A 23,537-nucleotide genomic window follows, 5' to 3' on the forward strand; every position below is an offset into this window, starting at 1 on the left:
GCTTGTGCCCGAATCAGACCGGATCAAAATAGTGAATTTCGAGCAGTATGCAGCCCTTCTCCGACTTGAAGGGGCCATGCGGCGCATGCGGCGGGCGGCAGGCATAGGTGTTGGGCGGGAAAGTCTCGCCGCCATCGCCGTTCTCGTCGTTGCCGACCGTCAGGTCGCCGGAGACGAGATAAACCTCTTCCCAATATTCATGCTCGAACGGCTTGGTGGTGAAGACGCCCGGATCGAACTTCAGGAGGCGCGTGCGCGTCCCACCGCGGTTTTCTTCATCGAGCGCGCCGGAAATGATCTTCTGCTTGATGCCCTGCGGATAGCCGGCGGGCACTTCCCAGCCCGTCGTCATGTCGAGCGTGTAGAATTCGTCGTGTTTCTTGTTGACCGGCATCGGGTCCTCCTGTGGTTGAAAACGGGAAAGCGGGCGCGCCGGAAGGTACGCCCGCGAAGAACGGGGTCAGGCTGCCTCGGCGGCCTTCAGGCTGTCCTCGAGCGAATAGGAATCGAGCATGTTCTGCAGCAGGCCATCGGCGGCGGACCAGTCGTAGGTGCGGAAGGCGTGGTTCTTCGTCACGAAGGTCGCGCCGGCATAGAACATCTCGTATTGGTGATGGCGCGAGCCGAATTCGGAGCCGACAGCATCCCAGGCGAGCTTGTAGAATTTGACGCGGTCCCGCGAGGCGGCGGCCGGCGACTGCTGCGTCTTGTCGATGAGGCGCGCCAGTTCCGGATTGCCGAAGTCGTCGACCGAGGAGGGCAGCATGATCATGCCGCCACCGGCGAGTTCGCGCAGCGTATTCAGGATTTTCGGATAGAGCTGCTGGGTCAGCACCTGCGCGCTGTAGAGCGTTGCCGCATCCGGCACGAAATAGGCGCCAACCTGCTTGCCCTTGGCTTCCATCGCCGCGACCAGCGCATCCACCATACCGGCCTCGGCGGCGAGCTGGCCGAGCATTTCGCGCACCTGCGGGAACTGCGAGATACCGTTGACGTCGGTGGTGCGCTTGGCGATGCCGACGAGGAAACGCAGCTTGACCGACAGGCGGATCATCGCCTGGTAGTTCTGATAGACATGGGCCGGTGTCGCATGGAACTGCTTGGCGCACATGGCGACGTCGCCATCGATGAAGACGCGGTCCCACGGAACCTTCACGTCGTCGAAATAGAGCACGGCGTCGTTCTCGTCGAAGCGGCTCGCCAGCGGATTGTCGAAGACCGAGGGCGAGGCCGCCTCATAGGACTTGCGCGACAGGATCTTCAGGCCCTTGGCATTCATCGGAATGGCGAAGGACAGCGCGTAATTCTCTTCACCCGCCTTCAGTGGCTGGATGCAGGTGACGAAAACCTCGTTGGCGACGACACCGCCGGTCGCCAGCATTTTTGCGCCGCGCACGGTGATGCCTTCCGCGTCGCGATCCACCACGCCGGCCGTCAGGAACGGATCGGCCTGCTCGGCGGCATTCTTCGAGCGGTCGGCCTGCGGGTTGATGATGACGTAGGTGAGATAGAGGTCGTTGTCGCGGGCATATTTGTAATAGTCAGCGAGGTTGCGCGCGAATTTCGGATTGTAGTCCTCGAAGACGTCGCGGCCCATATACATGCCGGCGATGCAGGAGGCGACATGATCCGGCGCGCGGCCGAGGAAGCCGCCATGCAGGCCGGTCCAGGCTTCAAGCCCGGCGCGGCGCTTGACCAGTTCCTGGTAGCTGCCGGGCAGTTCCCAGATGCGGTTGGCGCGGCCGCCTTCCGGCGTCGCATAGGTCATCAGGTCGGCATTTTCCGGGGCCTTTGCGAAGTCGAACATCTTTTCGACCGAGCGCGCGACATTGGAGAAGGCGTCATGCGTCGTCACGTCGTTGACGCGGGCGCCATTGATGAAAATCTCGCGGCCATCGCGCAGGCTGGCAAGGTGCTCCTTGCCGGATTTGGGTTCGGACTTGCTCATCGTATGCATCCTCCAGAGGGTTTCAGTAATGCAGGGGCAGGGGCCAGGCATCGACGTCGATGCGCGGGCCGGCGACGCTGTGGTAGCGGCCGCGGAAGAACAGCAGCGGCTCGGCCGCCGTATCGGACGTGCGGAAATTGACGACGCGACCGAGGAAGATCAGGTGGTCGCCGCCTTCGTGGCAGGCATAGGGCTCGCATTCGAACTGGGCGATGGCATTGGTGAGCCGCGGCGCGCCTTTGTGGCCTTCGGTGTGGTGCACGCCGGCCCACTTGTCGCTCGAGGCGCGGGCGAACTGGTTGGAGAGGTTCTCCTGCGTGCGGGCGAGGATGTTGACCACATAGGCATCCGCCTCGCGCAGCGCATCGAGGCTCAGTGCCTTGACGCCGACGGAAAACAGAACCAGCGGCGGATCGAGCGAGACCGTGTTGAACGAGGTCATCGTCATGCCGATCTTCTCGCCCGATTTCGACAGCGCCGTGACGATGGTCACGCCGGTCGCGTATTCGGCAAGCGCATTGCGAAACTGCCGCTCGTCCATCGCCTGTCCTCCCTAGCGATTGTTTGTAATATAGCTAAGTTATAAAGCTATTTTTGGACGTGTCAAGGCTGTGATATTTCACTGTCATGGTAAGTGCGCGGACGCAGGACGGCGCAACGGTTCAAAGCGAAGCCGTGAACCGGATGTGGCTGGTTTCGATGTGTTTTTCGGGGGAGGGGCCGGAAGGGCGTGGCCGCGAGCCAAGGGCTGCCGGCGAAAAGACACCGGCCGCGCACGAGGCGCGACCGGTGTTTTCAGGCTTAGAAGCTGAAGGCGCGGTCGCCGTCTTCGTCCTGGATGCGGGTGGGCAGGCCCATGCCGTTGAGCAGGTTGATGAAGGGTTTGGGCGCCAACTCTTCGATGTTGGCCATCTTCTTCACGTCCCACTCGCCGGTGGCGACCAGCATTGCTGCTGCGACCGGCGGCACGCCGGCGGTGTAGGAAATACCCTGGCTGCCGACTTCCTCATAGGCTTCCTTGTGGTCGGCCACGTTGTAGATGAAGACGGTCTTTTCCTTGCCGTCCTTCATGCCCTTCACGTAGTCGCCGATGCAGGTCTTGCCTTCGTAGTTCGGCGCAAGCGACGACGGATCCGGCAGCACCGCCTTGACGACCTTGAGCGGCACGACTTCGAGCCCTTCGGCCGTCTTGACCGGCTGTTCGGAGAGCAGGCCGAGGTTCTTCAGAACGGTGAAGACGTTGATGTAGTGGTCGCCGAAACCCATCCAGAAGCGCACATTCGCGCCATCCATGTTCTTCGCCAGCGAATGCACTTCGTCATGGCCGCAGAGATAGGCGCGGCGCGTGCCGACGACCGGCAGGTCGTAGTCCTTGCCGATTTCGAACATCTTGTTCGTCTGCCACTGGCCATCCTGCCAGGAATAGACGACGCCGGTGAATTCGCGGAAATTGATTTCCGGGTCGAAGTTCGTGGCGAAGTACTTGCCATGGCTGCCGGCATTGATGTCGACGATGTCGACGTCGGTCACCGTGTCGAGATATTCGTCCTTGGCGAGCTTGGCATAGGCGTTGACCACACCCGGGTCGAAGCCGGCGCCGAGAATGGCGGTGATGCCCTTCTCTTCGCATTCGGCGGCACGCTTCCACTCGTAGTTCCCGTACCACGGCGGCGTCTCGCAGATCTTGCCGGGCTCTTCATGAATCGCGGTGTCGATATAGGCAACGCCCGTATCCATGCAGGCGCGCAGCACCGACATGTTGAGGAAGGCGGTGCCGACATTGATGACGATCTCAGACTTCGTGGACGTGATGAGCGCCTTGGTCGCCTCGATGTCGAGCGCGTCGAGCGCATGGCCTTCGAGCACGCCCGGCTGTTTCATCGCCTTCTTCTCATGGACCGACGCGATGATCTTTTCGCACTTCGCCTTGGTGCGCGATGCGATATGGATGTCGCCGAGCACGTCGTTGTTCTGGGCGCACTTGTGCGCCACGACCTGTGCGACGCCGCCGGCGCCGATGATGAGCACGTTCTTTTTCATGTCGGGGGATATCTCCTTCTACCCGTTTGTCGCCTCAGGAGAGGCTCTGTTCGTAATCCGTGTAGGTGAATTCGCGGACTGTTCTGATGCTGCCATCCAGTTCGCGGATGGCGATCGCCGGCATTTTCACGCCATTGAACCAGTTCTTCTTGACCATCGTGTAGCCGGCCGCATCCTGGATGGAGATGCGGTCGCCGACCTTCAGCGGGTTCTCGAAATTGAACTCGCCGAAAATATCGCCGGCGAGGCACGACTTGCCGCAGACCATGGTGCGGTGCGGCCCGGTGTTCGGCGAAAGCTTGGCGTTTTCCCGGTAGATCAAGAGGTCCAGCATGTGAGCCTCGATCGACGAATCGACGATGGCGAGGTTCTTGCCGTTATTGAGCGTGTCGAGCACCGTCACTTCCAGCGTGGTGGACTTGGTGATCGAGGCTTCGCCCGGCTCCAGATAGACCTGTACGCCGTAGTCGCCGGAGAACCGCTTCAGCCGCTCGGCAAATTTTTCTAGCGGATAGGTTTCGCCGGTGAAATGGATGCCGCCGCCGAGGCTTACCCATTCGGCCTTCTTCAAGAGCGGCGCGAACTTCTCCTCGATCGTGCCGAGCATGCGGTCGAACAGGTCGAAATCGCCGTTCTCGCAATTGTTGTGGATCATGAAGCCGGAGATACGGTCCATCACCGGCTCGACCTGCTTCACATCCCATTCGCCCAGCCGCGAGAACGGGCGGGCCGGGTCGGCGAGATCGAAGGTGGAGGAGGAAATGCCGGGATTGAGGCGTAGGCCCCGCACGATGCCGGATGCCTTGTCGCCGAAACGATCGAGCTGGCTCACCGAGTTGAAGATGAGCTTGTCGGCGTGGCTGATGACCTCGTCGATCTCGTAGTCGGCATAGGCGACGGAATAGGCGTGCGTTTCCTTGCCGAAACGCTCGTGCCCGAGGCGCACTTCGTTGAGCGACGAGGAGGTCGTGCCGTCCATATAGTCGCGCATCAGATCGAAGACCGACCAGGTGGCGAAGCATTTCAGCGCGAGCAGCGCCTTGGCGCCGGAAAGGTCGCGCAGGCGCGCGATCTTTTCCATGTTGGCGATGAGCTTCGACTTGTCGATCAGATAATAGGGTGTCGTGAGGGACATGCTGGACCTGTCTTCTTGGCGGGTGGATTGGCGCCGGCCCGGCCGGCAGCGCGATAGCAACGCGCAAAGCGGAGGCGCAAACCTCCTGCTTCAAGCGGCTAAAAGGGGAGACCGATGTTACGGTATCGTTGTCCCGGCACGGCGATGTGACAGCGCCTTTGCGCTGTTGCCACGGTCGCGGTGTTTGAGCGGGAAAAGGGCAGGCAGGCGCGGTGCCTTCACGGGCTTGAACGAGCCCGTCGGCGAAACGGCATAAATGCCTGACTGTGCCGCAAGGGCACCCATCAAAAAGCGTTCTTCCGTTCGGGGGGCATTGATAGCGCCCATCCCCGATTGGAAGAGGGTGTGCCAAGACATGGCGTCCTCCCCAACCAGCAGATGAAACCTGCAAATAAAGTCGGCGCTCTCTAGCACGATGCCGCGGGAAATATCAATGCGCCTCTTTGTCCGGAATTTTTTCGCATCCCCTCTTGCACCTCTAGTCGCTAGAGGTCGTAGAACAGCCTCGACAGACTGAAGAGGATTGTATGATGTCCGATGTGAAAGAGACGCGTTTCCGGGTTGGCGGCATGGATTGCGCCTCCTGCGCCAGCAAGATCGACACGGCCGTGCGCCGCATGCCGGGGGTTTCGGACGTATCCGTTTCCGTGACCGCCGGCACCATGCGCGTGCAACACGACGTGACGAGCGACCTGGAGGCGATCCGTAAAAAAGTCTCCGGCCTCGGCTACGCAGTGACGCCGGCGGCAGTGATTGCCGAAAAGCCGGCAGCGAAGCACGAACACGGTCCCGGTTGCAGCCACGATCATGACCACGGGCACGATCACGACCATTCGCATGATCATGATGACCACGATCATGACCACGCCGGCCATGAGCACAAGCCGAAGGCTGCGGCCATCGAAGGCCTGCACGGCCACGATCATGGCCCGTCCGAAGGCCCATGGTGGAAAGGCAAGAAGGGCCGCCTGACTATCTTTGCCGGCGCGGCGCTGGTCATCGCCTACGGTCTCGGCCATCTCTTCCCGGCCATCGAGACCTATGCCTTTATCATCGCCATGTTCGTCGGCCTCGTACCGATCGCACGCCGCGCCATCATGGCGGCACTCGCCGGCACGCCGTTCTCCATCGAGATGTTGATGACGATCGCCGCCGTCGGCGCGGTGGTCATCAACGCCACCGAAGAGGCCGCCGCCGTCGTCTTCCTCTTCCTCGTCGGCGAGTTGCTGGAAGGGGTTGCAGCCGGCAAGGCGCGTGACAGCATCCGCTCGCTCTCCGCCCTCGTGCCGAAGACCGCACTCCTCGAAGAGAACGGTCGCACCAAGGAAGTGCCGGCCGAATCGCTCGCGGTTGGCGCCGTCATTCTGGTACGCCCCGGCGACCGCATTTCCGCCGATGGCGTGATCATCGACGGCGAGAGCGCCATCGACGAGGCCCCGGTCACCGGCGAAAGCACGCCGGTAAACAAGGAAATCGGCGACACCGTCTTCGCCGGCACGGTGAATGGCGATGCGGCGTTGCGCGTGCGCGTCACTGCTGCGGCTGCGGACAACACCATCGCCCGCGTCGTCAAGCTGGTCGAGGAAGCACAGGAATCGAAGGCCCCGACCGAACGTTTCATCGACCGCTTCTCCAGGTACTACACGCCGGGCGTCGTCGTCGTTGCGGCCCTCGTCGCGATCATCCCGCCGCTGTTCTTCGGCGGCGTCTGGAGCGAATGGGTCTACAAGGGTCTCGCCGTGCTGCTGATCGGCTGCCCCTGCGCGCTCGTCATCTCGACGCCAGCCGCCATCGCGGCATCGCTGTCCGCCGGTGCCCGCCGCGGCCTGCTGATGAAGGGCGGCGCGGTGCTGGAAGGCCTCGGCAAGCTCACGGCCATCGCCTTCGACAAGACCGGCACGCTGACCGAAGGCAAGCCGAAGGTCACTGATATCGTCGCCTTCGCACAACCGGCCGATGAAGTTCTGCGCCTCGCCGCCGCCCTCGAAGCCGGCTCCAGCCACCCGCTGGCGCTCGCCATCCTCGGCAAGGCCGCGGAAGACGGCATCGTGCCGCCGGTAGCAAGCGGTTCCCGGGCGCTCGGCGGCAAGGGCGTCACGGCCACCGTCGAGGGCAAGCAGGTCTTCCTCGGCTCGCCGAAGGCAGTTGCCGAACAGATCACGCTGTCCGATGAGGTTCAGGTCGCCACTGCTGCGCTCAACGACGACGGCAAGACCGTCTCCATGCTGGTCGTCGACGGCGTGCTCGTCGGTGCCATCGCCATGCGCGACGAGCCGCGCGCCGACGCGGCGGCCGGGCTCAAGGCGCTCAAGGATGCCGGCATCAAGACGATCATGCTGACGGGCGACAATGCCCGCACGGCAAAAGCCGTCGGCGCCGAACTCGGCATCGAGGTGCGCGCCGAACTGATGCCGGAAGACAAGCAGCGCATCGTCGGCGAATTGCAGCGCGAAGGTTATGTCGTCGGCAAGATCGGCGACGGCATCAACGACGCCCCGGCACTTGCCGCCGCCAATGTCGGCATCGCCATGGGTGGCGGCACGGATGTGGCGCTCGAAACGGCGGATGCCGCCATCCTGCACGGCCGCGTCGGCGACGTGGCGCTGATGACAGATCTCTCCAAGCGCACCATGCGCAACATCGTGCAGAACATCGTTCTCTCGCTCGGCCTTAAAGGTGTGTTCCTGGTGACGACCATCGTCGGCATCACCGGCCTCTGGCCGGCGATCCTCGCCGATACCGGCGCCACCGTGCTCGTCACCCTGAATGCGCTGCGTCTGCTGCGGCCGATCAAATGAAGCGCAGGACATTCATTGGTCTTGCAGGCGTGCTGGCCGCGATCGTCGGAGCGACGGTCGCGGCACAGGTTCCTGCAACGGAAAAGCCAAAGCAGCGCATCTTCGCCTTGCAGACGGTCGACGGCAAAGCCTTCGGCTCGGCCGATCTCGCCGGAAAACCCTATCTCGTCTTCTTCGGCTTCACCCATTGCCCGGATGTCTGCCCGACGGCGCTGTTCGAGCTGAGTGCATTGTTGAAGGACATCGGCCCGGCGGCGGATCGCATCACGCCGCTCTTCATCTCGGTCGATCCCGAGCGTGACACTGCGGAGCTTTTGAAACTCTACATGACCTCTTTCGATCCGCGCATCATCGCGCTCCGCGGCGATACGGCCGAGACGAAGGCGGCGGCGGATGCCTTTTCGGCCACTTACAAAAAGGTGCCGACAGCCTCGGACAGTTACACGATGGACCACACCGCCGGCCTCTTCCTCATCCGTGCGGATGGCCGGCTCCAGGGCATGCTGGACATGCACGAGCCGCGCGAAACGCAGCTCCAGAAGCTGAAATTGCTTGCAGCGTCCTAACGCGTGTCGCGCAAAAGTGTGCAGCGGTTTTGCGACAACGACACGCGAAAAATCAAGGGACTAAAGCGCAAGGAGCGAATCTGAATGATCGCGACGCGCTTTAGTCGTGCTCGTCGTGGCAAAGGTCGTGGTTGGCAAGCGCGCGGATGACATAGCAGTCGCGGACCTGATCGCTATGGCAATGGCTGGTGATGCGCACCAGCTCCGCCTCCAGCTTCTGCAGGCGCTCGATCTTGCGCCGGACCGTCGAAAGCTGTTCGGCCGCGATACGGTCTGCATCGTGGCAGGGGCGTTCCGGGTGCTGGCTGAGGTCGATCAGTTCGCGGATGGCGTCGATGGTGAGGCCGAGGTCACGGGCATGGCGGATGAAGGTGAGGCGATCGCGTTCCGAGTTGGAATAGCGCCGCTGGTTGCCCTCGGAGCGTTCGGCATGTGAAAGCAGGCCCATCTGCTCGTAATAGCGGATGGTCGGAACCTTGACGCCCGTGGTTTTGGAAAGATCTCCGATCGTCAGCATTGCGCGCCTCGTTGAATTGCCTGCCTCACAGATGTGCGGAGATCGTCGGCAAATCAAGCGCTCTCTGACCGCCACACGGCTTCGCGCGCCTGGAAAAGCTGTTCTGACGCTTTTGTGTCCGCTTCGTGATGGGTCGGCGAAAGAAACCGGCAATGAGGGGGTTGATGCTCGAGCGACTTGAGGTCTTAAGCTCGTTTGCAGTGGCTGGAGCCTCGGATTCGGGCACTGGAGACGGCATGAGGCCGATGGCAGCCATAAGATTAACGAAGTTCTAAGCAATCGCTTGGACTCTAAGCCTGAAATGCGTCGTTTGCCAAACGGCGCGCCAAGGATCCCTAACAACCGAAATCGACCCATGTTTGTGTTGCGCCACCGCCCCTTTCTTCAGAATGCCCGTCCACGCCTCTCGCTCCTCGCGCGGCTTGCCGCCGCGACCGTTGCCGGTGGCCTGCTCGCCGGCTGCGTGGCCATGGATGTGGCCTCGCTCGCCGAGGCGCCGCAGCTTTCCAGCAAGGTGAAGGCGGAGATGTCGAAGAAGAAGATGAGCCCGACCAGCCCCGTGCTGGTGCGCATCTTCAAGCAGGAAAGCGAACTGGAAGTCTGGAAGGTCAATGCCAGCGGCCAGTATGCGCTGTTCAAGACCTATCCGATGTGCCGCTGGTCCGGAAAGCTCGGGCCGAAGACGAAGAACGGCGACCGCCAGGCGCCGGAAGGGTTTTACCACGTCTCCGCAGGCATGCTGAACCCGAACTCGCAATATTATGTCTCCTTCAATCTCGGCTACCCGAACCGTCTGGAATCCGCACTCGGCTATACGGGTGAGGCGCTGATGGTGCACGGCGCCTGTTCGTCCTCCGGCTGCTACGCCATGACCGACCAGGGTGTCGGCGAAATCTACGCCATCGTGCAGAAGGCGCTGGATGGCGGTCAGGCGCGTTTCCAGGTGCAGGCCTATCCGTTCCGCATGACGACGGAGAACATGGCAAAGCACAAGGGGGATCCGAACATGCCGTTCTGGCGTACGCTGAAGGAAGGCTATGACGCGTTCGCCTTCACGAAGCGCCAGCCGAAGGTTTCCGTCTGCGGCAGCCGCTACGTCTTCAACAAGGAATTCGTCGACGGCGAACCGGACGATCCGCTGGCGCAGTGCCCGGCGGTCGTTGGCGGCTCCGAAGGCGACCTGATGGCGAAGATCGGCGCGGAGCAGAAGAAGCTGGATGCCGCCATTGCGACCACCACGACGGTCTCGAGCTTCGCCTATATGGACGGTGGTATGCATCCGAGCTTCCGCACGCTGCTGAAGCAGCAGGGGGCCAAGGGCCTTGCCGCCCGGATCTCGCGCACCAAATATCCTGTCAGCCGGCCCGAAGCTGCGCTGGCTGATCCCTATGAAGATTGACATGTGAGGTCTGTATTGACTGGTGAAAGCGTAAGCCGCCGATCCTTCCTGCTCGGCAGTGCAGGATTGGCAACCACTGTTCTGGCCGGCTGTACCACGCCGGTTCGCGAAAGGGTCGCCGTCGCGCCGGAGCCCGTCGATACCAGCATCTATGCCACCATGTACGGGCCGAAGCCGGACGAGCAGTTCCCTCTGCCGGCCATTCCCTATCAGAAGATCGACCGGCGCTTCTATCGCCAGATGGTACCGAACCCGACCGGCGAGCGGCCCGGCGTCATCGTCGTCGATACGGCAAACCATTTCCTCTACCTGACCTATGAGGATGGCCAGGCCATGCGCTACGGCGTCGGCCTCGGCCGCGCCGGCTTCGAATGGGCCGGCCGCGGCGTCATCCAGTACAAGCGGCAATGGCCGCGCTGGACGCCACCCGACGAAATGGTCGCCCGCCAGCCGGAACTGGAGCCCTACAGTGTGCGCAATGGCGGCATGGAGCCTGGCCTGAAAAACCCGCTCGGCGCGCGCGCCCTCTATATCTTCCAGAACAAGGAGGACACGCTCTATCGTATCCACGGCTCACCGGAATGGTGGACCATCGGAAAGTCGGTTTCCTCCGGCTGCGTGCGCATGCTCAATCAGGATATAGTCGATCTGTTCAACCGTGTGCAGAACGGCACGCCCATCGTGGTGCTCGGCGCGCCGGCCGTCGCTGCTGCCTATTGACCGCATACGATTTTCGCGCGTTATTGCGTACAATCATCGACCCGCCCCTTGAGCGGCGGGTCTGGTTGCGCACAAACGGAGACGCGATATCATGGCCGGGATCGAAACGCTTTTCACCAATGCCAAACTGGCGGATGGCTCGCTGAAGGACATCGGCGTTGCCGGTGGCCGCATCGTGTCGATCGAAGCGGCTGGCGCGACGTCTGGCGCTGCCGGGCAGGTGGATATCGCCGGTGCGCTGCTGGTTCCCGGTTTCGTCGAGGGCCATATCCACCTCGATACCAGCTTTTACGGTGATAAATGGATCCCGCACAAACCGTGCGCCAACGGTTTTGACGTACACGAGCGCGTGGCCTTCCAGGCCGAGAACATGGCCATTGCCGCTCCAATGGAGGAACGCGCCCGCAAGCAGCTCGAACTCTGCGTCGCCAACGGCTCCCTTCAGATGCGCAGCCACGTCACGGTCGATGGCTCGGTCGGGCTGAGGTCGCTGGAGACGATCCTGAAAATCCGTGAGGAATATCGGGATATCATCGACATTCAGCTCGTTGCCTTCCCACAAAACGGCATCCTGAAGAGCCCCGGCACGCCGGAGCTTCTCGACGAGGCGATCGGCCTCGGCGCCGATCTTGTGGGTGGTCTCGACCCTGCAAGCTTTGACCGCGATCTCAATGGCCATCTCGACGTGGTCTTCGGCGTGGCGGAAAAACGTGGCGTCGGCGTCGATATCCACCTGCACGATTTCGGCTCGCTCGGCGCCTTCACGGTGGAGGAAATCTGCGCCCGCACGCTGGCGCTTGGCATGCAGGGCAGGATGGCAATCAGCCACGCCTACGGCCTTGGCGATCTCGACGCGGATTCCGCCCGCCGCATCGGCGCAAAGATCGCCACTGCCGGCGTCTCGATCATGACCAATGCCCCCGGCGACCACGTCTTCCCGCCGGTTGCCCTATTGCGCGCGGAAGGCGTCAACGTCTTCGCCGGCAGCGACAACATCCGCGATTCCTGGTGGCCCTATGGTGATGGTGACATGCTGGGCCGCGCCATGATGATCGGCTACCGCTCCGGCTTCTACACCGACGAGGAGCTTTCGGCCGCCTTCGACGTGGTGACCGCAGCGAGCGCCAAGGCGCTCGGCCTCGAAGGCTATGGCATCGCGGTCGGCGCGAAGGCGGATTTCGTGGCGCTCGCCGCCGAGCATGTGCCGGAGGCGGTGGTGGCAGTGCCGAAGCCGCGCCGGGTGTTCAAGGCAGGGCGGCTGGTGGCGGAGAATGGGGCCATGATCCGCTGATTGAAAGAAAAAGGGCGCGCCGGCAGATGCTGGCACGCCCTTTCGTTTTACGGATCTGAAGCCTCTACGTCCGCGGCTTCAGGTTCTCGGGGTCGTACAGCGGCTTATAGCCGATGCTGACCACCTCGACCGGATAGGTTTCTGCAAAATACTCGATGTTCAGCTTGCGGCCTTCCTGGCAATAGGCCCAGGGCAGGTAGGCGAGCGCGATGTTCTTGCCGATGGTCGGGCCAAACGCCATGGAGGTCGTGTAGGACCGGCGGCCGAGATCGTCGATCAGCACCTCGCCGGTTTCCGGATCCATGACTGGCAGGTTGCCGAGCGGATAGCGCTTCACGCCGTTTTTGTCGGTGTTTTCGGTCATGACGAGTGTGCAGAGCATGGCGGGCTGATGATCGCGCGCCTTGTACTCCAGGTGCTTCGCCTTGCCGCAGAAGTCGGCTTCCTTGACCTTCGGGCGGGCGAGGTCCGCCTCGATGAGGTTGTACTGGGTGAGCAGATCGGCGTTCTGCAGGCGCAGGCTTTTTTCCATGCGGCGCGAGTTGGCATAGGTCTCGACGCCGAAGGCCATGACGCCAGTCGAACGCAGGGCATCCCAGACGGCGAGGCCATCCTCGTATTTCATGTGCAGTTCCCAGCCCTGCTCGCCGACATAAGAGATGCGGAACGCTGTCACGCTCTTGCCGGCGATCTCGATCTGCTTGATCGCGGCGAAGGCGAAATTTCCCTGGTCGAGACCGGCCGGGTCCGCCACCACCTTCTTCAGGTTCTCGCGGGCGTTCGGCCCCCAGATGCCGATGGTGATGTACTTTTCCGACGTGTCGGTGATGGTGACATCAAGGCCCCGGTCCTCGGCGACGCGCTTCATGTAGTGGAAGTCACGCGGGCCGGCGTCTGCGCCGTTCACCAGGCGGCAGCGGTCGGCCATGCGGAAGACCGTGAAGTCGGCGCGCACCATGCCCTCGTCGTCGAGGAAGTGGGTGTAGACACCCTTGCCGATATTGCCGTCGCCGCCGATCTTTGCAGCGCACAGCCATTCCAGCAGCTCGACATGGTCAGGGCCTTCGATGTCAACCATGTGGAAATGCGAGAGGTTGACGATGCCGCAATCCTCGCTCATCGCCAGATGCTCGGCATTCGAGACGCGCCAGAAGTGGCGGCTGTCCCATTCGTTCTCGCGCACCGGAACGCGATTGCCGTACTTCTCCAAAAGGTGCTCGTTGGCGGCGTAGCCGTGCGCACGCTCCCAGCCGCCGAGCTCCATGAAGTAGCCGCCAAGTTCCTTTTCGCGTTCATGGAAGGGCGAGCGCTTGGCGCCGCGGCCCGAGGCATAGGGTTCGCGGTTGTGTACGGCCGGGAAGTAGATTTTTTGGGCGGCCTCGTAGCTGCGGCCCTCGATGAATTCTTCCGTAAGCTGGTGCGGGTAGAAGCGGGAATAGTCGATCGAATTGTGGTCGATCTCGGTGCGGCCGTCCGTCATCCAGTCGGCGATCAGCTTGCCGTAGCCGGGGCCGTCCTTCACCCAGATGGCGACGCAATACCACAGGCCGCGCACCTTCTGGCTCTCGCCGCAGGAAGGGCCGCCGGCGGCGGAAACCTGCAGCAGGCCGTTGAAGGAATGGCCTTCGTTGTAGCCGAGCTCGCCGAGGATCGGCGTCAGCTCCATGGCCTTTTCAAGCGGCTCAAGAATCTGCTCCATGTCGAGGTCGCGCTGTGAGGGCGACAGGCGCGCCTCGTGCTTTTCCAGAATGTCGCGCGGGTGGCAGAGACGAGGATTGGTCTGTTCGTAGTAACCCCACTCGATCTGGCCGCCCTCGGTGGTCTTCGGGTCGCCAGTGTCCCGCATATAGGCGGAGTTGCCCTGGTCGCGCAGCAGCGGGTAGCCGATTTCCTTGCCGGTGCCTTCGAATTCGTTGTACGGGCCGAAGAAGGTCAACGGATGGTCGACCGGCATGACCGGCAGATCCTCACCGACCATTTCGGCGATCAGGCGGCCCCAGATGCCGGCGCAGACGATGACATGGTCCGCCATGATCGTGCCGCGATGCGTGACGACGCCCTTGATGCGGCCGCCCTCGACGATCAGCGACTGAGCCGGCGTGTTGCCGTAGACCTGCAGCTTGCCGGACTTTTCAGCGGCATCGACCAGCTTGCCCGCAACCGTCTGCGAGCGCGGCACGACGAGGCCGGCATCCGGATCGAACATGCCGCCCATGACCTGATCCTGTTCGATCAGCGGGAACATCTCCTTGATTTCGGCCGGCGAGACATAATGCGCGCGCGTTCCGAACGCCTTGGCGGAAGAAAGCTTGCGCTTGATCTCTTCCATCCAGGTGTCGTCGCCGGTGCGGGCGACTTCCAGGCCGCCGATGCGGGCGTAGTGGCCCATCTTCTCGTAGAAATCGATCGAGTACTGGGTGGTCCAGACCGACAGGAAGTCGTGGCTCGTCGTGTAGCAGAAGTCCGAGGCATGCGCCGTCGAACCGATGTCGGTCGGGATGCCCGACTTGTCGATGCCTACGATATCGTCCCATCCGCGCTCGATGAGATGGTGGGCGATGGACGCGCCCACGATGCCACCCAAACCGATGATGACGACCTTCGCCTTTTGCGGAAACTCTGCCATGTGCTGGACCCCGATGAAATATTGCGGCCGATTTTAGGGCCTCGTTCGGTGCCAGTGCAGCCTGTCTGCGACGGGGCAGCGACCAGTTCCGACAGTCGCCAAAACCGTCGCCCTGCGCCGGCGGCCCGACCCTAGCGGATCGCCCCTCCGGCGCAACGCTTTTTCTAGACGGTTATGCGGCCACGCCAAGCGGCTCGACCGCCTCCTTGTCCAGCACCGCCTGCACAGCCGGCCGCGCCTCGATCCGCCCTGCGAGCCCGCGCAGCACAGCCGGTATCTCGATGTCGCACATGGCGGCCCATCGCCGCATGACATAGAGAAAGGCGTCGGATGCGGTGAAATGCGCACCGAACAAATGGTCGCCTTCGACACGCGAAGCGATCCACTGGAATCGACGGGCAAGCGTTTCTGACAGCCACGCCTTTTCCTCTTCGCTTTCGCTGAAGAACAGCCGCACGAAGGGCTTTTGCAGTTCGGTGGAGATGAAGGCGAGCATTTGCAGGTGGCGCGTGCGGCCGAGCGGTCCGCCTGGGATAAGGCCATCGCCCTGCACGGCGATCCAGTCGAGCAGCGCGACGTTTTCGGTCAACAACATGCCGTCGTCGACGACGAGCGCCGGCACGTAACCGTTCGGATTGATCGTCTCGTAGCTGCTACCGTCCTCCAGTTTGTGCTGAAAAATATCGACCTTGTGCGGACGGAAGGGGAGGCCGGTTTCGTGTAGCAGGATATGGGCGGCCTGGCTGCAGGCGGTGGGGGTGTAATAGAAATCCATCTCTCGTCTCCTTGTTGATGAGGCGAGTGTGACGGCGATCCGCCAGGATGGTCAGAGGCAAACGCGCTGCCTTCGGGGCAAATGCGCCACTAATCGCCCAGGGTGCGAAGGCGATTGCGCTGGCGATACTGCGCGGGCGTCACGCCGACGCGGCGGCGGAAGAGTTTGCGGAAGAAGGTCGGGTCCTCGTAGCCGACGGCAACGGCGATCTCCTCGATGGCGGTCGGCTCGGTCTCCAGCATCTGCTTGGCCTCCTCGATGCGCATCGCCTGTACATAATCCACCGGCGCATATCCCGTTGCAGCCTTGAACTGCCGCTTGAAGGTGCGTTCCGCCATGCCCGAGCGTGCGACCATCGCCGTCACTGGATTTGTGGCCGCGTAGTTGTCGGCAAGCCAGGTCTGTACGTCGGCAATCGCCGCATTGCCGTGCTGGCGCGGTCGGACCATGGCGGCAAAAGGAAGCTGGCCATCGCCGCGATCACCGATGAGAAAAAGCCGGGCGATGCGCGCCGCTTCCTCCGCACCGCAGAAGCGGCCGATGAGATAGAGCGCCAGGTCCTGCCAGGATGAGGCGCCACCGGTCGTGATCAAGCGTCCGGCACGTCCACTGTCGCAGAGAATGCGCTCCGGACGGAATTTCACCGCCGGATAACGATCACGAAAAACGTCTGCCATGATCCAGTGTGATGCCGCCTCCGCGCCGTCGAGCAGGCCGGCCTCGGCCAGCAGAACCGCGCCGCTGCATGCCGAACAGACGAGTGCATCGACCTCGATATGTCGGCGAATCCAGCCGATCTCCTGCGTCCAGCGGCCTTCCGGCGACATGCCCGGATCGAGATGGATGTCGCAGATGATCACGATGTCGGCGGCGCCGTCCACGAGCCCCTGTTGCGGCGTCACGCGCAGGCGACTGCCCGTCTCATACACGCCTGTCTCGGCTGCTACGAGCGTCGGGCGAAGGCTGCGTAGCGCGCTTGGGCCACGGCCGGCTTCGCCCAGAACCTCGTGCAGGCCATAGGGCGCCATGGTGCCGCTCTCGGGAAGCGAAAGGATGGCAACGGTCAGGGGGCCGGTTGGTCTGGGTCGTGATGGCATCAGCGAGTTTGGCACATTTGCCCCGAATGTGTCGAGAATGTCTCTACACGGCAAAGGCAGGCCGCGTCATGCTTTCCTCATCATCAATCGCAGAAGAGAGAACGTCATGGGCATCGAACAGGGAACCGTCGACATCACGAAAACCTTTGCCGCACCGGTCGCAAGCGTCTTTGCGGCTTGGTCGGAAGAAGCGGCGCAGCAGGCCTGGGGTGATCCCGGCCCGGATTGGCAAATGCATTTCGAGCGCTTTCGTTTCACGGTCGGCGAAAGCGACATCTACCGCTTCGGGCCAAAAGACGGCCCGATTTACCTGAATGAAAACCACTATCTGGAGATCACTCCAGATAACCGCATCGCCTATGCCAGCACTTTGCGGGAAGAGGGTGTGCTCACTTTCGCCGGCACGGTTGTCGTGACTTTCGCGTCCGCGGAGGGCGGCACGCGCATGCGTCTCATCGAGCAGGGCCTTTATTTCGACGGCCGTGACAAGGCGGACGATCACCGCGCAGGCTGGCGGGCCATGCTGGAGGCGATGGATTCGTACCTCCAGCAAGGCGCGCACCTAGCCGGGCGCTAAAGGTGTGCCCGTAGGCCTTCGGGCGGCGGATTGAAGAAATCGTCCGCCAGTCCATTCTCGTAGATGACCGGCGCGGCGCTGAACTCTTCCTCGGAGACGTCGTCGAGCGTGCCGGCATTGATGCAATAGAAATGCCCCATGAAGTCTTTGAGATAGCCGCGCGAAAAGGGGCGGATGCCGCAGCGCTTGCAGAAATAGTGGTCGACGTCGCCCTCCGGCCAGCCGGATTTGTCGGCGCGGTAGCTGACGAGGTGGTCTTCGCCGGAAATCAGCCTGAAATCCTCGCGCTTCGTGAAGGTTTTCAGCATGCGCGTGCGCCGGCAGAAGGAGCAGTTGCAGCGCCGGAGGCCCTCATCGAAGTCGAGCACGCATTCGTAGCGGATGGCGCCACAATGGCAGCTGCCGTGATAGGTCTTCTTCATCGGTTCCTCCTCAGGCCTGATTTTGCAGGGTGTAGGCGATGAGCCGGTCGAGGCATTCGCCCCAGCCCTCGGCATGGCTGTCGCGGGTTTCGACCGTATCGAAGGGTGTCTGCGCAAAGGTCAGCCGCGTCCTGGTCCCCAGATCGTCAAAGGTGACGGTCACCAGCGTGTCCGGCCCGTCCTCCCCGGTCCAACGGAACGTGAAGACGATGCGGCGGTTCTCGACGATCTCGCGATAGGTGCCGCCCATCGGGTATTCCTCGCCCTCCGGCGACCGGATGACGGCCGACCAGGCGCCGCCGGGGCGAAAGTCCATACGAATGGAATGGGGCGTGAAATCCTTCGGCCCCAGCCAGCGGGCCATGTGCTCCGGCGAGGTCCAGACCTTGAAGACGAGTGGGCAGGGCGCGTCGATCAGGCGCTCGATGACAAGGCCGATCGGCTCGGCGGGTTTGGCGGTCTGCTGCATGGTCTTCCTCCTCAGCTCTTCTTGTCCCGGTCGCCGGCCTGCAATTCCTTGAGATAGTCGTCGAGCCGGTCGAAGCTCGCCTCCCAGAAGTGTCGGTAGTTGGAGATCCAGCCGTTTGCGTCCTTCAGCGGCGTGGCCTCCAGATGGCAGGGGCGCCACTGGGCGGTGCGGCTGCGCGTGATGAGGCCGGCGGTCTCCAGCACCTTCAGGTGCTTCGAGACGGCGGGGAGGCTCATGGCAAAAGGGGCGGCGATTTCGTTGACTGTCGCATCCCCTTCGGAAAGTCGTGCGAGGATCGCCCGGCGTGTCGGGTCCGCGAGAGCGGCGAAGGTCAGGCTCAACGGGTCGCTCACATCATTTTTCCATCAGGTTAATTAACTTATGAGTTTAATACTGCCGCCAACCCGATCCGTCAAGCCCGGCCGCGACTTGACAGGGGAGGGGGCCGCTGCGATCGATCGTGGCGGCAAGGGAGATTTCTTGATGAGCGACAGCGCGGCCACGTCCGCCGATCTGCCGGAACAGCCCGGCCACGGCGTGCCCTTCGGTGAGGCGTTGCGTGTGTGGGCGCGCGTCGCGGCCCTCAGCTTCGGCGGCCCGGCAGGGCAGATCGCGGTCATGCACCGCATCGTCGTCGATGAAAAACGCTGGATCGGCGAGAGCCGTTTCCTGCACGCGCTGAACTACTGCATGCTGCTGCCCGGGCCGGAGGCCCAGCAGCTCGCCGTCTATATCGGCTGGCTGATGCACCGTACGGCGGGTGGCCTTGCCGCCGGCCTGCTGTTCATCCTGCCGGGTTTTCTCGCAATCCTGGCGCTGAGCTACATCTACGTCATCTTTGGTGATGCGAGCGTGGTCGAGGGCCTGTTCTTCGGCCTCAAGGCGGCGGTGCTGGCGGTGGTCGTGCAGGCGGTGTTCCGCATCGGCAGCCGCGCGCTGGCCAATCCGGCGATGATCGCCATCGCCATAGGTGCTTTCATCGCCATCTTCGCCTTCAAGATGCCGTTCCCGCTCATCGTTCTCGTTGCTGCCATTGTGGGCTATCTAGGCTCGAAATCCGGGTCGCGGCTTTTCCGCACTCTGGGCGGTCATGCGGCCGCCAGGGGGGCGTGCTTCAGGATCGTGATTCGCTGCTTGGCGAGGCGACGCCTGCCCATGCCCGTCCCAACCTCGCCTGGTCTCTGAAGATTTCGGCTGCACTTCTCTGTCTCTGGCTCGGGCCTGTCCTGCTGATCTGGTTTTTCGCTGGCGGAAACAACGTCTTCGCAGAGATCGGCACCTTCTTCAGCAAGATGGCGGTCGTCACCTTCGGCGGTGCCTATGCGGCGCTCGCCTATGTCGCGCAGGAAGCGGTTCAGCACTATGGCTGGCTTAGCCCCGGTGAAATGCTCGATGGGCTCGGCATGGCCGAGACCACGCCGGGACCGCTCATCATGGTGCTGCAATTCGTCGGTTTCCTCGGCGCCTATCGAAATCCGGGCAGTCTCGACCCGATGACGGCCGCGACGCTGGCCGCGATTCTCACCACCTGGGTCACCTTCGTGCCGTGTTTCCTCTGGATCTTCCTCGGCGCGCCCTTCATCGAAAAACTGCGCGGCAACGTGGCCCTCTCAGGGGCCATGTCGGCCATAACCGCGGCCGTCGTTGGCGTCATCCTCAATCTCGCGGTCTGGTTTGCCGTGCACACGCTCTTTGCCGATGTGACGGTGTTTGCCGCCGGGCCGCTGCATGTCGAGATGCCGGCCGTCGCGACGATCATCCTGCCCGCGGCCCTGCTTGCCGCCGCGGCTGCCTTCGCGCTCTTCCGTCTCAAGGCCTCGGTATTGCTGACGCTCGGCCTGTGCGCCCTCGCCGGGATGGCCTGGACGCTGCTGGTCGGCTGAGGCATCAGGAAATCACGTTGCGTATGAAGCGCACGGTTTCGGTGCCGGGATTGGCATAGGCGTAGCTCCGGTCGGTGCCGTAGACGGCGAAGGTGCCGGCCGCATAGCTCTTCGCTGTGCCGGATAGCTCCAGCTGCAGCGTGCCTTCCGTCACGAACACCATCTCATGCCAGCCTGCGGGATCGGGCTCGGCCTCATAACGCTCGCCGGGTCCCAGCGACCAGAGCCACATCTGTGTCTCCTTCGTCGCCGGCGCCGAGCCGAGCAGCACTGCGGTGCTTTCAGGATCCGTCCCTCGCCACGTCACCTCGTTGATCTCGGCGGAGGGGGCTTGGGCGGAATCCCGCACCAGATCGACGAAGCCGACACCGATCGCGCCCGCGAGTTTGTCCAGGCTGGACAGGCTGATATTCGCGTCCCCCCCTTCGAGGGCAACGATCATGCGCCGGCTGATGCCGGAGGCTTCCGCCAGCGCCGCCTGGCTGAGGCCCGCTGCCTGCCGCAGGCGCCGCAGATTGCCGGAGACATGGGCGAGTACGTCGCCGCGTTCTTGACTGTGCAGTATATTGCTCATATCGTCCCGATATTGAATGGGCGGCGCTGCCGCATGCTGCCTTCTAACCCGAAAGGACCCGGCCATGAAGATACGCGATTTCGGCGTTGAAATCTGGATGAACCAATACGAGAACCACTGCGAGTTGAACCTTGCGGAAACCTGCGTGGAATCGCTGACGGTTGCTGAACTCCTCGATATGGCCGGCAAGCGCGACGACATCCTCGCGGAACTCCTGCCGATGAAGCTGACCTACGGCGCCATCGAGGGCAGCGAGCGGCTGCGCAGCCTCATCGCCGGCATGTACGAAAAACAGGCGCTGGAAAACGTCGTCGTCACCCACGGCGCGATCGGCGCCAATGCGCTGGTACACGAGACGCTGGTGGAACCGGGCGACCGGGTCATCTCGGTCCTGCCCACCTACCAGCAGCACTATTCCATCCCGGAAAGTTTTGGCGCGGACGTGCAGCTTCTGAAGCTGACGGCCGAGCAGGGCTTTCTGCCGGATCTCGCGGAATTGCGCCGGCTCGCGACGCCCGGCACCAAGCTCATCTGCCTCAACAACCCGAACAACCCGACCGGCTCGCTGATGGATCGGGAGTTCCTGCTTGAGGTCGTCGAGATCGCGCGGGGCTGCGGCGCCTGGATCCTCTGCGACGAGGTCTATCGCGGCACCGACCAGGAGGGCGACGGTATCACCGCCTCGATCGCCGACCTTTACGAAAAAGGCATCAGCACGGGCAGCATGTCGAAGACCTATTCTCTGGCGGGGCTTCGCCTCGGCTGGATCGTCGGTCCGAAGGACCTGCTCGCCGCCGTGTCGATCCACCGCGACTACAATACGATCAGCGTCGGCATGCTGGACGATCATTTCGCCGCCATCGCGCTGGAAAACCGCGACAAGATCCTCGCCCGCAGCCACGCCATCACCCGGACCAATCTGGCCATCCTTGCCGAATGGGTGGACGGCGAACCGCTGATCTCCTGGGTGAAGCCGAAATCGGGTACGACGGCATTGTTGAAATACGATCTGCCGCTCACCTCGGAGGCTTTCTGCATCAGGCTCCTGGAACGTACCGGCGTCATGCTGACACCCGGCAGTGCCATGGATATGGAGGGGCACCTGCGCATCGGCTACACGAATGGCGAGGGCGTGCTGCGCGAGGGTTTGAAGCGGATTTCGGCCTTTTTGGCAGAGGAACGGGCCGTTTTTTTGGCGGCCTGATAGCTGGTTTTCCGCCCGTTTCCTGAATAAAAGCTTAAAAGACCCATGCATCAATCGCATGGGTGACGTGCCGGCTTAGCGCTGTTCCGCATTGCAGCATAAAGCTATAAAGCGGGCATCGAAAGACGCGGCGCCACGGACCGGTGCCGAACAGAGAGCCTCACGAAAGGGGATCATCATGAACATGGCACGTTCCTTCAGCAATTGGCGCAAGTACCGTCAGACCATCAACGAACTCGACCGCATGAGTGCACGCGAACTGCGCGATCTCGGCATCGAGCGCTCGGAAATCAAGTCGGTCGCCCGCGCCGCCGTCGGTTTCTGATCGACAGCCGTCATACGGAAGAATTTGAAGACGCCCGCCCCTCGGCGGGCGTCTTCGCATATGCGAAGAGTTGTATCCGAAACAGGATTGGTTCGGGAAGTTGAGATATTCGATAAGCGCATAACGCATGGCTGCATTGCAAAACGATGCCTATGAAATGATCAAGAATCGAATATAGTCATATTTATCGAAGCAACGTACCTCCTCCCACGAAGCTTCGATGTTGCAGAAGGCCCACTCCTCCTCCCAGGGCCGACTGCGGGAATGGCGACACTCCTCCTCCCAGTCGTCATTCGGTTCTATCGGAAAGCCTGCCGCACCTCCTCCCGCGGCGGGCTTTTCCATTTCTGGACCCTCGTTCTCTCAAAATGAAAAAAAGGCCGCGGAAACCACGGCCTCTCGAAATTTACAGGGCGAAGACGCTGTCAGGCGACGCTTCTGAGGATCGGCGCGTCGGCATGTTGGGCCTTGGGGATCTGTTTCAGCACTTCCAGCGCCAGCGCCCGGGCGTTTTCCTGCGCCTTGTCGAGATTGCTGACGCGTTTTGCATCCATGGTGTAGAGCGTCCCGCCGCAGCCGAACATGTCGCGGAAAGCGGCGCGTTCGATGATCGGCGTTTCGAGCAGGTGCACCCGGCGGGCAGCGAGCAGGTCCTTTACGGCCGTCATGGCGCGCGTCGTCACCATGGAGTTGACGCGGGTCAGCACGACCGAATGACGGATACGGATATCGGCCTTGTCTTCGAGATATTGCAGCAGCTCGATGACATTAGCGCCGCCCTGCGCATCCATGGCGGAGCCCTGCACGGGGATGAGCACGTAGTCAGCATATCCGACCGCCTTGGCAAGCAGCGAACTACGCGAACCGGGCAGGTCGATCAAAACGAAATCGGCGCGGGCCTTCTGCTCCTGGAGCTGGCGGTCGATCGTGCTCATGGTGACGTAGGGCACGACGCTCAGGCGGTTGCCGAGCAGGCCCTCGGAATTCTCATGCCAGCGGGTGATCCAGTGCTGCGGGTCGGCGTCGAGCACCGAGACGCGGAAGCCGAGGCGGGCAAGCTCGGTCGCAAGCAGCAGCACGGCGGTGGTCTTGCCGGCGCCGCCCTTGGTGTTGGCGAAGGTGATGACAGTCATGATGGTCCCCGGATCGGTTCGTGAGCCGGTCATCGCTC

At 62.6% G+C, this 23,537-nt stretch carries 23 protein-coding genes and 1 pseudogene; 9 read left to right on the plus strand and 15 right to left on the minus strand.

Annotated elements, in window-relative coordinates:
• Window positions 1-13 precede the first annotated feature (13 nt).
• From ACT6VE_RS11180 to ACT6VE_RS11205, 6 genes are all read right to left on the minus strand, one after another.
• On the minus strand, window positions 14-394 hold the full coding sequence (locus ACT6VE_RS11180; RefSeq protein ID WP_069059835.1) for a cupin: 381 nt from the start codon (window positions 392-394) through the stop codon (window positions 14-16).
• A 66-nt stretch (window positions 395-460) separates the two neighbouring features.
• The gene (locus tag ACT6VE_RS11185; RefSeq protein ID WP_444798688.1) at window positions 461-1,948 is read right to left on the minus strand and encodes a 4-hydroxyphenylacetate 3-hydroxylase family protein; all 1,488 of its coding nucleotides are present in this window, start codon (window positions 1,946-1,948) and stop codon (window positions 461-463) included.
• A gap of 22 nt (window positions 1,949-1,970) precedes the next feature.
• A complete protein-coding gene (locus tag ACT6VE_RS11190) occupies window positions 1,971-2,489 on the minus strand; it encodes a flavin reductase family protein (protein ID WP_069059833.1) in 519 nt (172 codons plus the stop codon).
• A gap of 260 nt (window positions 2,490-2,749) precedes the next feature.
• Window positions 2,750-3,988: a saccharopine dehydrogenase family protein gene (locus tag ACT6VE_RS11195; RefSeq protein WP_444798689.1), complete on the minus strand. Its 1,239-nt coding sequence runs from the start codon at window positions 3,986-3,988 to the stop codon at window positions 2,750-2,752.
• 34 nt (window positions 3,989-4,022) lie between these two features.
• Entirely contained in the window at window positions 4,023-5,123 is a 1,101-nt protein-coding gene (locus ACT6VE_RS11200) for a carboxynorspermidine decarboxylase (RefSeq protein WP_444798690.1), read from the minus strand.
• A 117-nt stretch (window positions 5,124-5,240) separates the two neighbouring features.
• A complete protein-coding gene (locus tag ACT6VE_RS11205) occupies window positions 5,241-5,480 on the minus strand; it encodes a hypothetical protein (RefSeq protein WP_444798691.1) in 240 nt (79 codons plus the stop codon).
• 173 nt (window positions 5,481-5,653) lie between these two features.
• Here ACT6VE_RS11205 and ACT6VE_RS11210 point away from each other — a divergent pair, with 173 nt between their 5' ends.
• Complete coding sequence (locus ACT6VE_RS11210; protein WP_444798692.1) at window positions 5,654-7,921, plus strand: heavy metal translocating P-type ATPase; 2,268 nt, start codon at window positions 5,654-5,656, stop codon at window positions 7,919-7,921.
• Window positions 7,918-8,487 (plus strand): SCO family protein, encoded by a 570-nt coding sequence (locus ACT6VE_RS11215; protein ID WP_444798693.1) that lies wholly within the window; start codon window positions 7,918-7,920, stop codon window positions 8,485-8,487. Before ACT6VE_RS11210 ends, ACT6VE_RS11215 begins: the two co-directional genes overlap by 4 nt.
• 100 nt (window positions 8,488-8,587) lie before the next feature.
• On the opposite strand, the gene ACT6VE_RS11220 is transcribed toward ACT6VE_RS11215, so the two are convergent.
• Complete coding sequence (locus ACT6VE_RS11220) at window positions 8,588-9,004, minus strand: MerR family transcriptional regulator (RefSeq protein ID WP_444798694.1); 417 nt, start codon at window positions 9,002-9,004, stop codon at window positions 8,588-8,590.
• 355 nt (window positions 9,005-9,359) lie between these two features.
• Between ACT6VE_RS11220 and ACT6VE_RS11225 the strand changes: the two genes are divergently transcribed.
• The 3 genes from ACT6VE_RS11225 (at window position 9,360) to ACT6VE_RS11235 (ending at window position 12,414) form a co-directional block, all read left to right on the plus strand.
• Entirely contained in the window at window positions 9,360-10,403 is a 1,044-nt protein-coding gene (locus tag ACT6VE_RS11225; protein WP_444798695.1) for a hypothetical protein, read from the plus strand.
• A 15-nt stretch (window positions 10,404-10,418) separates the two neighbouring features.
• Entirely contained in the window at window positions 10,419-11,123 is a 705-nt protein-coding gene (locus ACT6VE_RS11230) for a L,D-transpeptidase family protein (RefSeq protein ID WP_444798696.1), read from the plus strand.
• A gap of 91 nt (window positions 11,124-11,214) precedes the next feature.
• Window positions 11,215-12,414 (plus strand): amidohydrolase family protein, encoded by a 1,200-nt coding sequence (locus tag ACT6VE_RS11235; protein ID WP_444798697.1) that lies wholly within the window; start codon window positions 11,215-11,217, stop codon window positions 12,412-12,414.
• Between the two features lie 64 nt (window positions 12,415-12,478).
• Here ACT6VE_RS11235 and ACT6VE_RS11240 read toward each other — a convergent pair whose 3' ends face one another.
• From ACT6VE_RS11240 to ACT6VE_RS11250, 3 genes are all read right to left on the minus strand, one after another.
• Window positions 12,479-15,040 carry a GcvT family protein gene (locus tag ACT6VE_RS11240; protein ID WP_444798698.1) on the minus strand — a complete coding sequence of 854 codons (2,562 nt, stop codon included), beginning with the start codon at window positions 15,038-15,040 and terminating at the stop codon, window positions 12,479-12,481.
• Window positions 15,041-15,212: 172 nt separating this feature from the next.
• Window positions 15,213-15,815 (minus strand): glutathione S-transferase N-terminal domain-containing protein, encoded by a 603-nt coding sequence (locus ACT6VE_RS11245; protein WP_444798699.1) that lies wholly within the window; start codon window positions 15,813-15,815, stop codon window positions 15,213-15,215.
• A gap of 89 nt (window positions 15,816-15,904) precedes the next feature.
• On the minus strand, window positions 15,905-16,843 hold the full coding sequence (locus ACT6VE_RS11250) for a GlxA family transcriptional regulator (RefSeq protein ID WP_444798700.1): 939 nt from the start codon (window positions 16,841-16,843) through the stop codon (window positions 15,905-15,907).
• Window positions 16,844-16,868: 25 nt separating this feature from the next.
• On the opposite strand from ACT6VE_RS11250, the gene ACT6VE_RS11255 reads away from it, so the two are divergent.
• The gene (locus ACT6VE_RS11255; protein ID WP_444798701.1) at window positions 16,869-17,489 is read left to right on the plus strand and encodes an SRPBCC domain-containing protein; all 621 of its coding nucleotides are present in this window, start codon (window positions 16,869-16,871) and stop codon (window positions 17,487-17,489) included.
• Here the strand turns inward: ACT6VE_RS11255 and ACT6VE_RS11260 are convergent.
• The 3 genes from ACT6VE_RS11260 to ACT6VE_RS11270 are packed head-to-tail and all read right to left on the minus strand — an operon-like array spanning window position 17,486 to window position 18,733.
• Window positions 17,486-17,911, minus strand: coding sequence for a GFA family protein (locus tag ACT6VE_RS11260; RefSeq protein ID WP_444798702.1), 426 nt, complete (start codon window positions 17,909-17,911; stop codon window positions 17,486-17,488). The genes ACT6VE_RS11255 and ACT6VE_RS11260 overlap by 4 nt on opposite strands.
• 10 nt (window positions 17,912-17,921) lie before the next feature.
• Window positions 17,922-18,380, minus strand: coding sequence for an SRPBCC family protein (locus tag ACT6VE_RS11265; RefSeq protein WP_444798703.1), 459 nt, complete (start codon window positions 18,378-18,380; stop codon window positions 17,922-17,924).
• A gap of 11 nt (window positions 18,381-18,391) precedes the next feature.
• Entirely contained in the window at window positions 18,392-18,733 is a 342-nt protein-coding gene (locus tag ACT6VE_RS11270; protein WP_444798704.1) for an ArsR/SmtB family transcription factor, read from the minus strand.
• A 130-nt stretch (window positions 18,734-18,863) separates the two neighbouring features.
• On the opposite strand from ACT6VE_RS11270, the pseudogene chrA reads away from it, so the two are divergent.
• A pseudogene (gene chrA / locus ACT6VE_RS11275) lies at window positions 18,864-20,263 on the plus strand (chromate efflux transporter).
• Window positions 20,264-20,267: 4 nt separating this feature from the next.
• Here the strand turns inward: chrA and ACT6VE_RS11280 are convergent.
• Window positions 20,268-20,837 carry a helix-turn-helix domain-containing protein gene (locus tag ACT6VE_RS11280; RefSeq protein ID WP_444798705.1) on the minus strand — a complete coding sequence of 190 codons (570 nt, stop codon included), beginning with the start codon at window positions 20,835-20,837 and terminating at the stop codon, window positions 20,268-20,270.
• A gap of 64 nt (window positions 20,838-20,901) precedes the next feature.
• On the opposite strand from ACT6VE_RS11280, the gene ACT6VE_RS11285 reads away from it, so the two are divergent.
• Together ACT6VE_RS11285 and ACT6VE_RS11290 are read left to right on the plus strand one after the other, a co-directional pair.
• Entirely contained in the window at window positions 20,902-22,041 is a 1,140-nt protein-coding gene (locus ACT6VE_RS11285) for an aminotransferase (RefSeq protein ID WP_444798706.1), read from the plus strand.
• A 178-nt stretch (window positions 22,042-22,219) separates the two neighbouring features.
• Window positions 22,220-22,366 carry a DUF1127 domain-containing protein gene (locus ACT6VE_RS11290; RefSeq protein ID WP_069059815.1) on the plus strand — a complete coding sequence of 49 codons (147 nt, stop codon included), beginning with the start codon at window positions 22,220-22,222 and terminating at the stop codon, window positions 22,364-22,366.
• A 425-nt stretch (window positions 22,367-22,791) separates the two neighbouring features.
• Here the strand turns inward: ACT6VE_RS11290 and ACT6VE_RS11295 are convergent, their stop codons facing one another.
• Window positions 22,792-23,499: an AAA family ATPase gene (locus ACT6VE_RS11295; protein ID WP_444798707.1), complete on the minus strand. Its 708-nt coding sequence runs from the start codon at window positions 23,497-23,499 to the stop codon at window positions 22,792-22,794.
• Window positions 23,500-23,537 lie beyond the last annotated feature (38 nt).

Origin of the sequence: Shinella sp., from assembly GCF_052438155.1 — a bacterium.
In the GTDB taxonomy this organism is placed as follows: Bacteria; Pseudomonadota; Alphaproteobacteria; order Rhizobiales; family Rhizobiaceae; genus Shinella.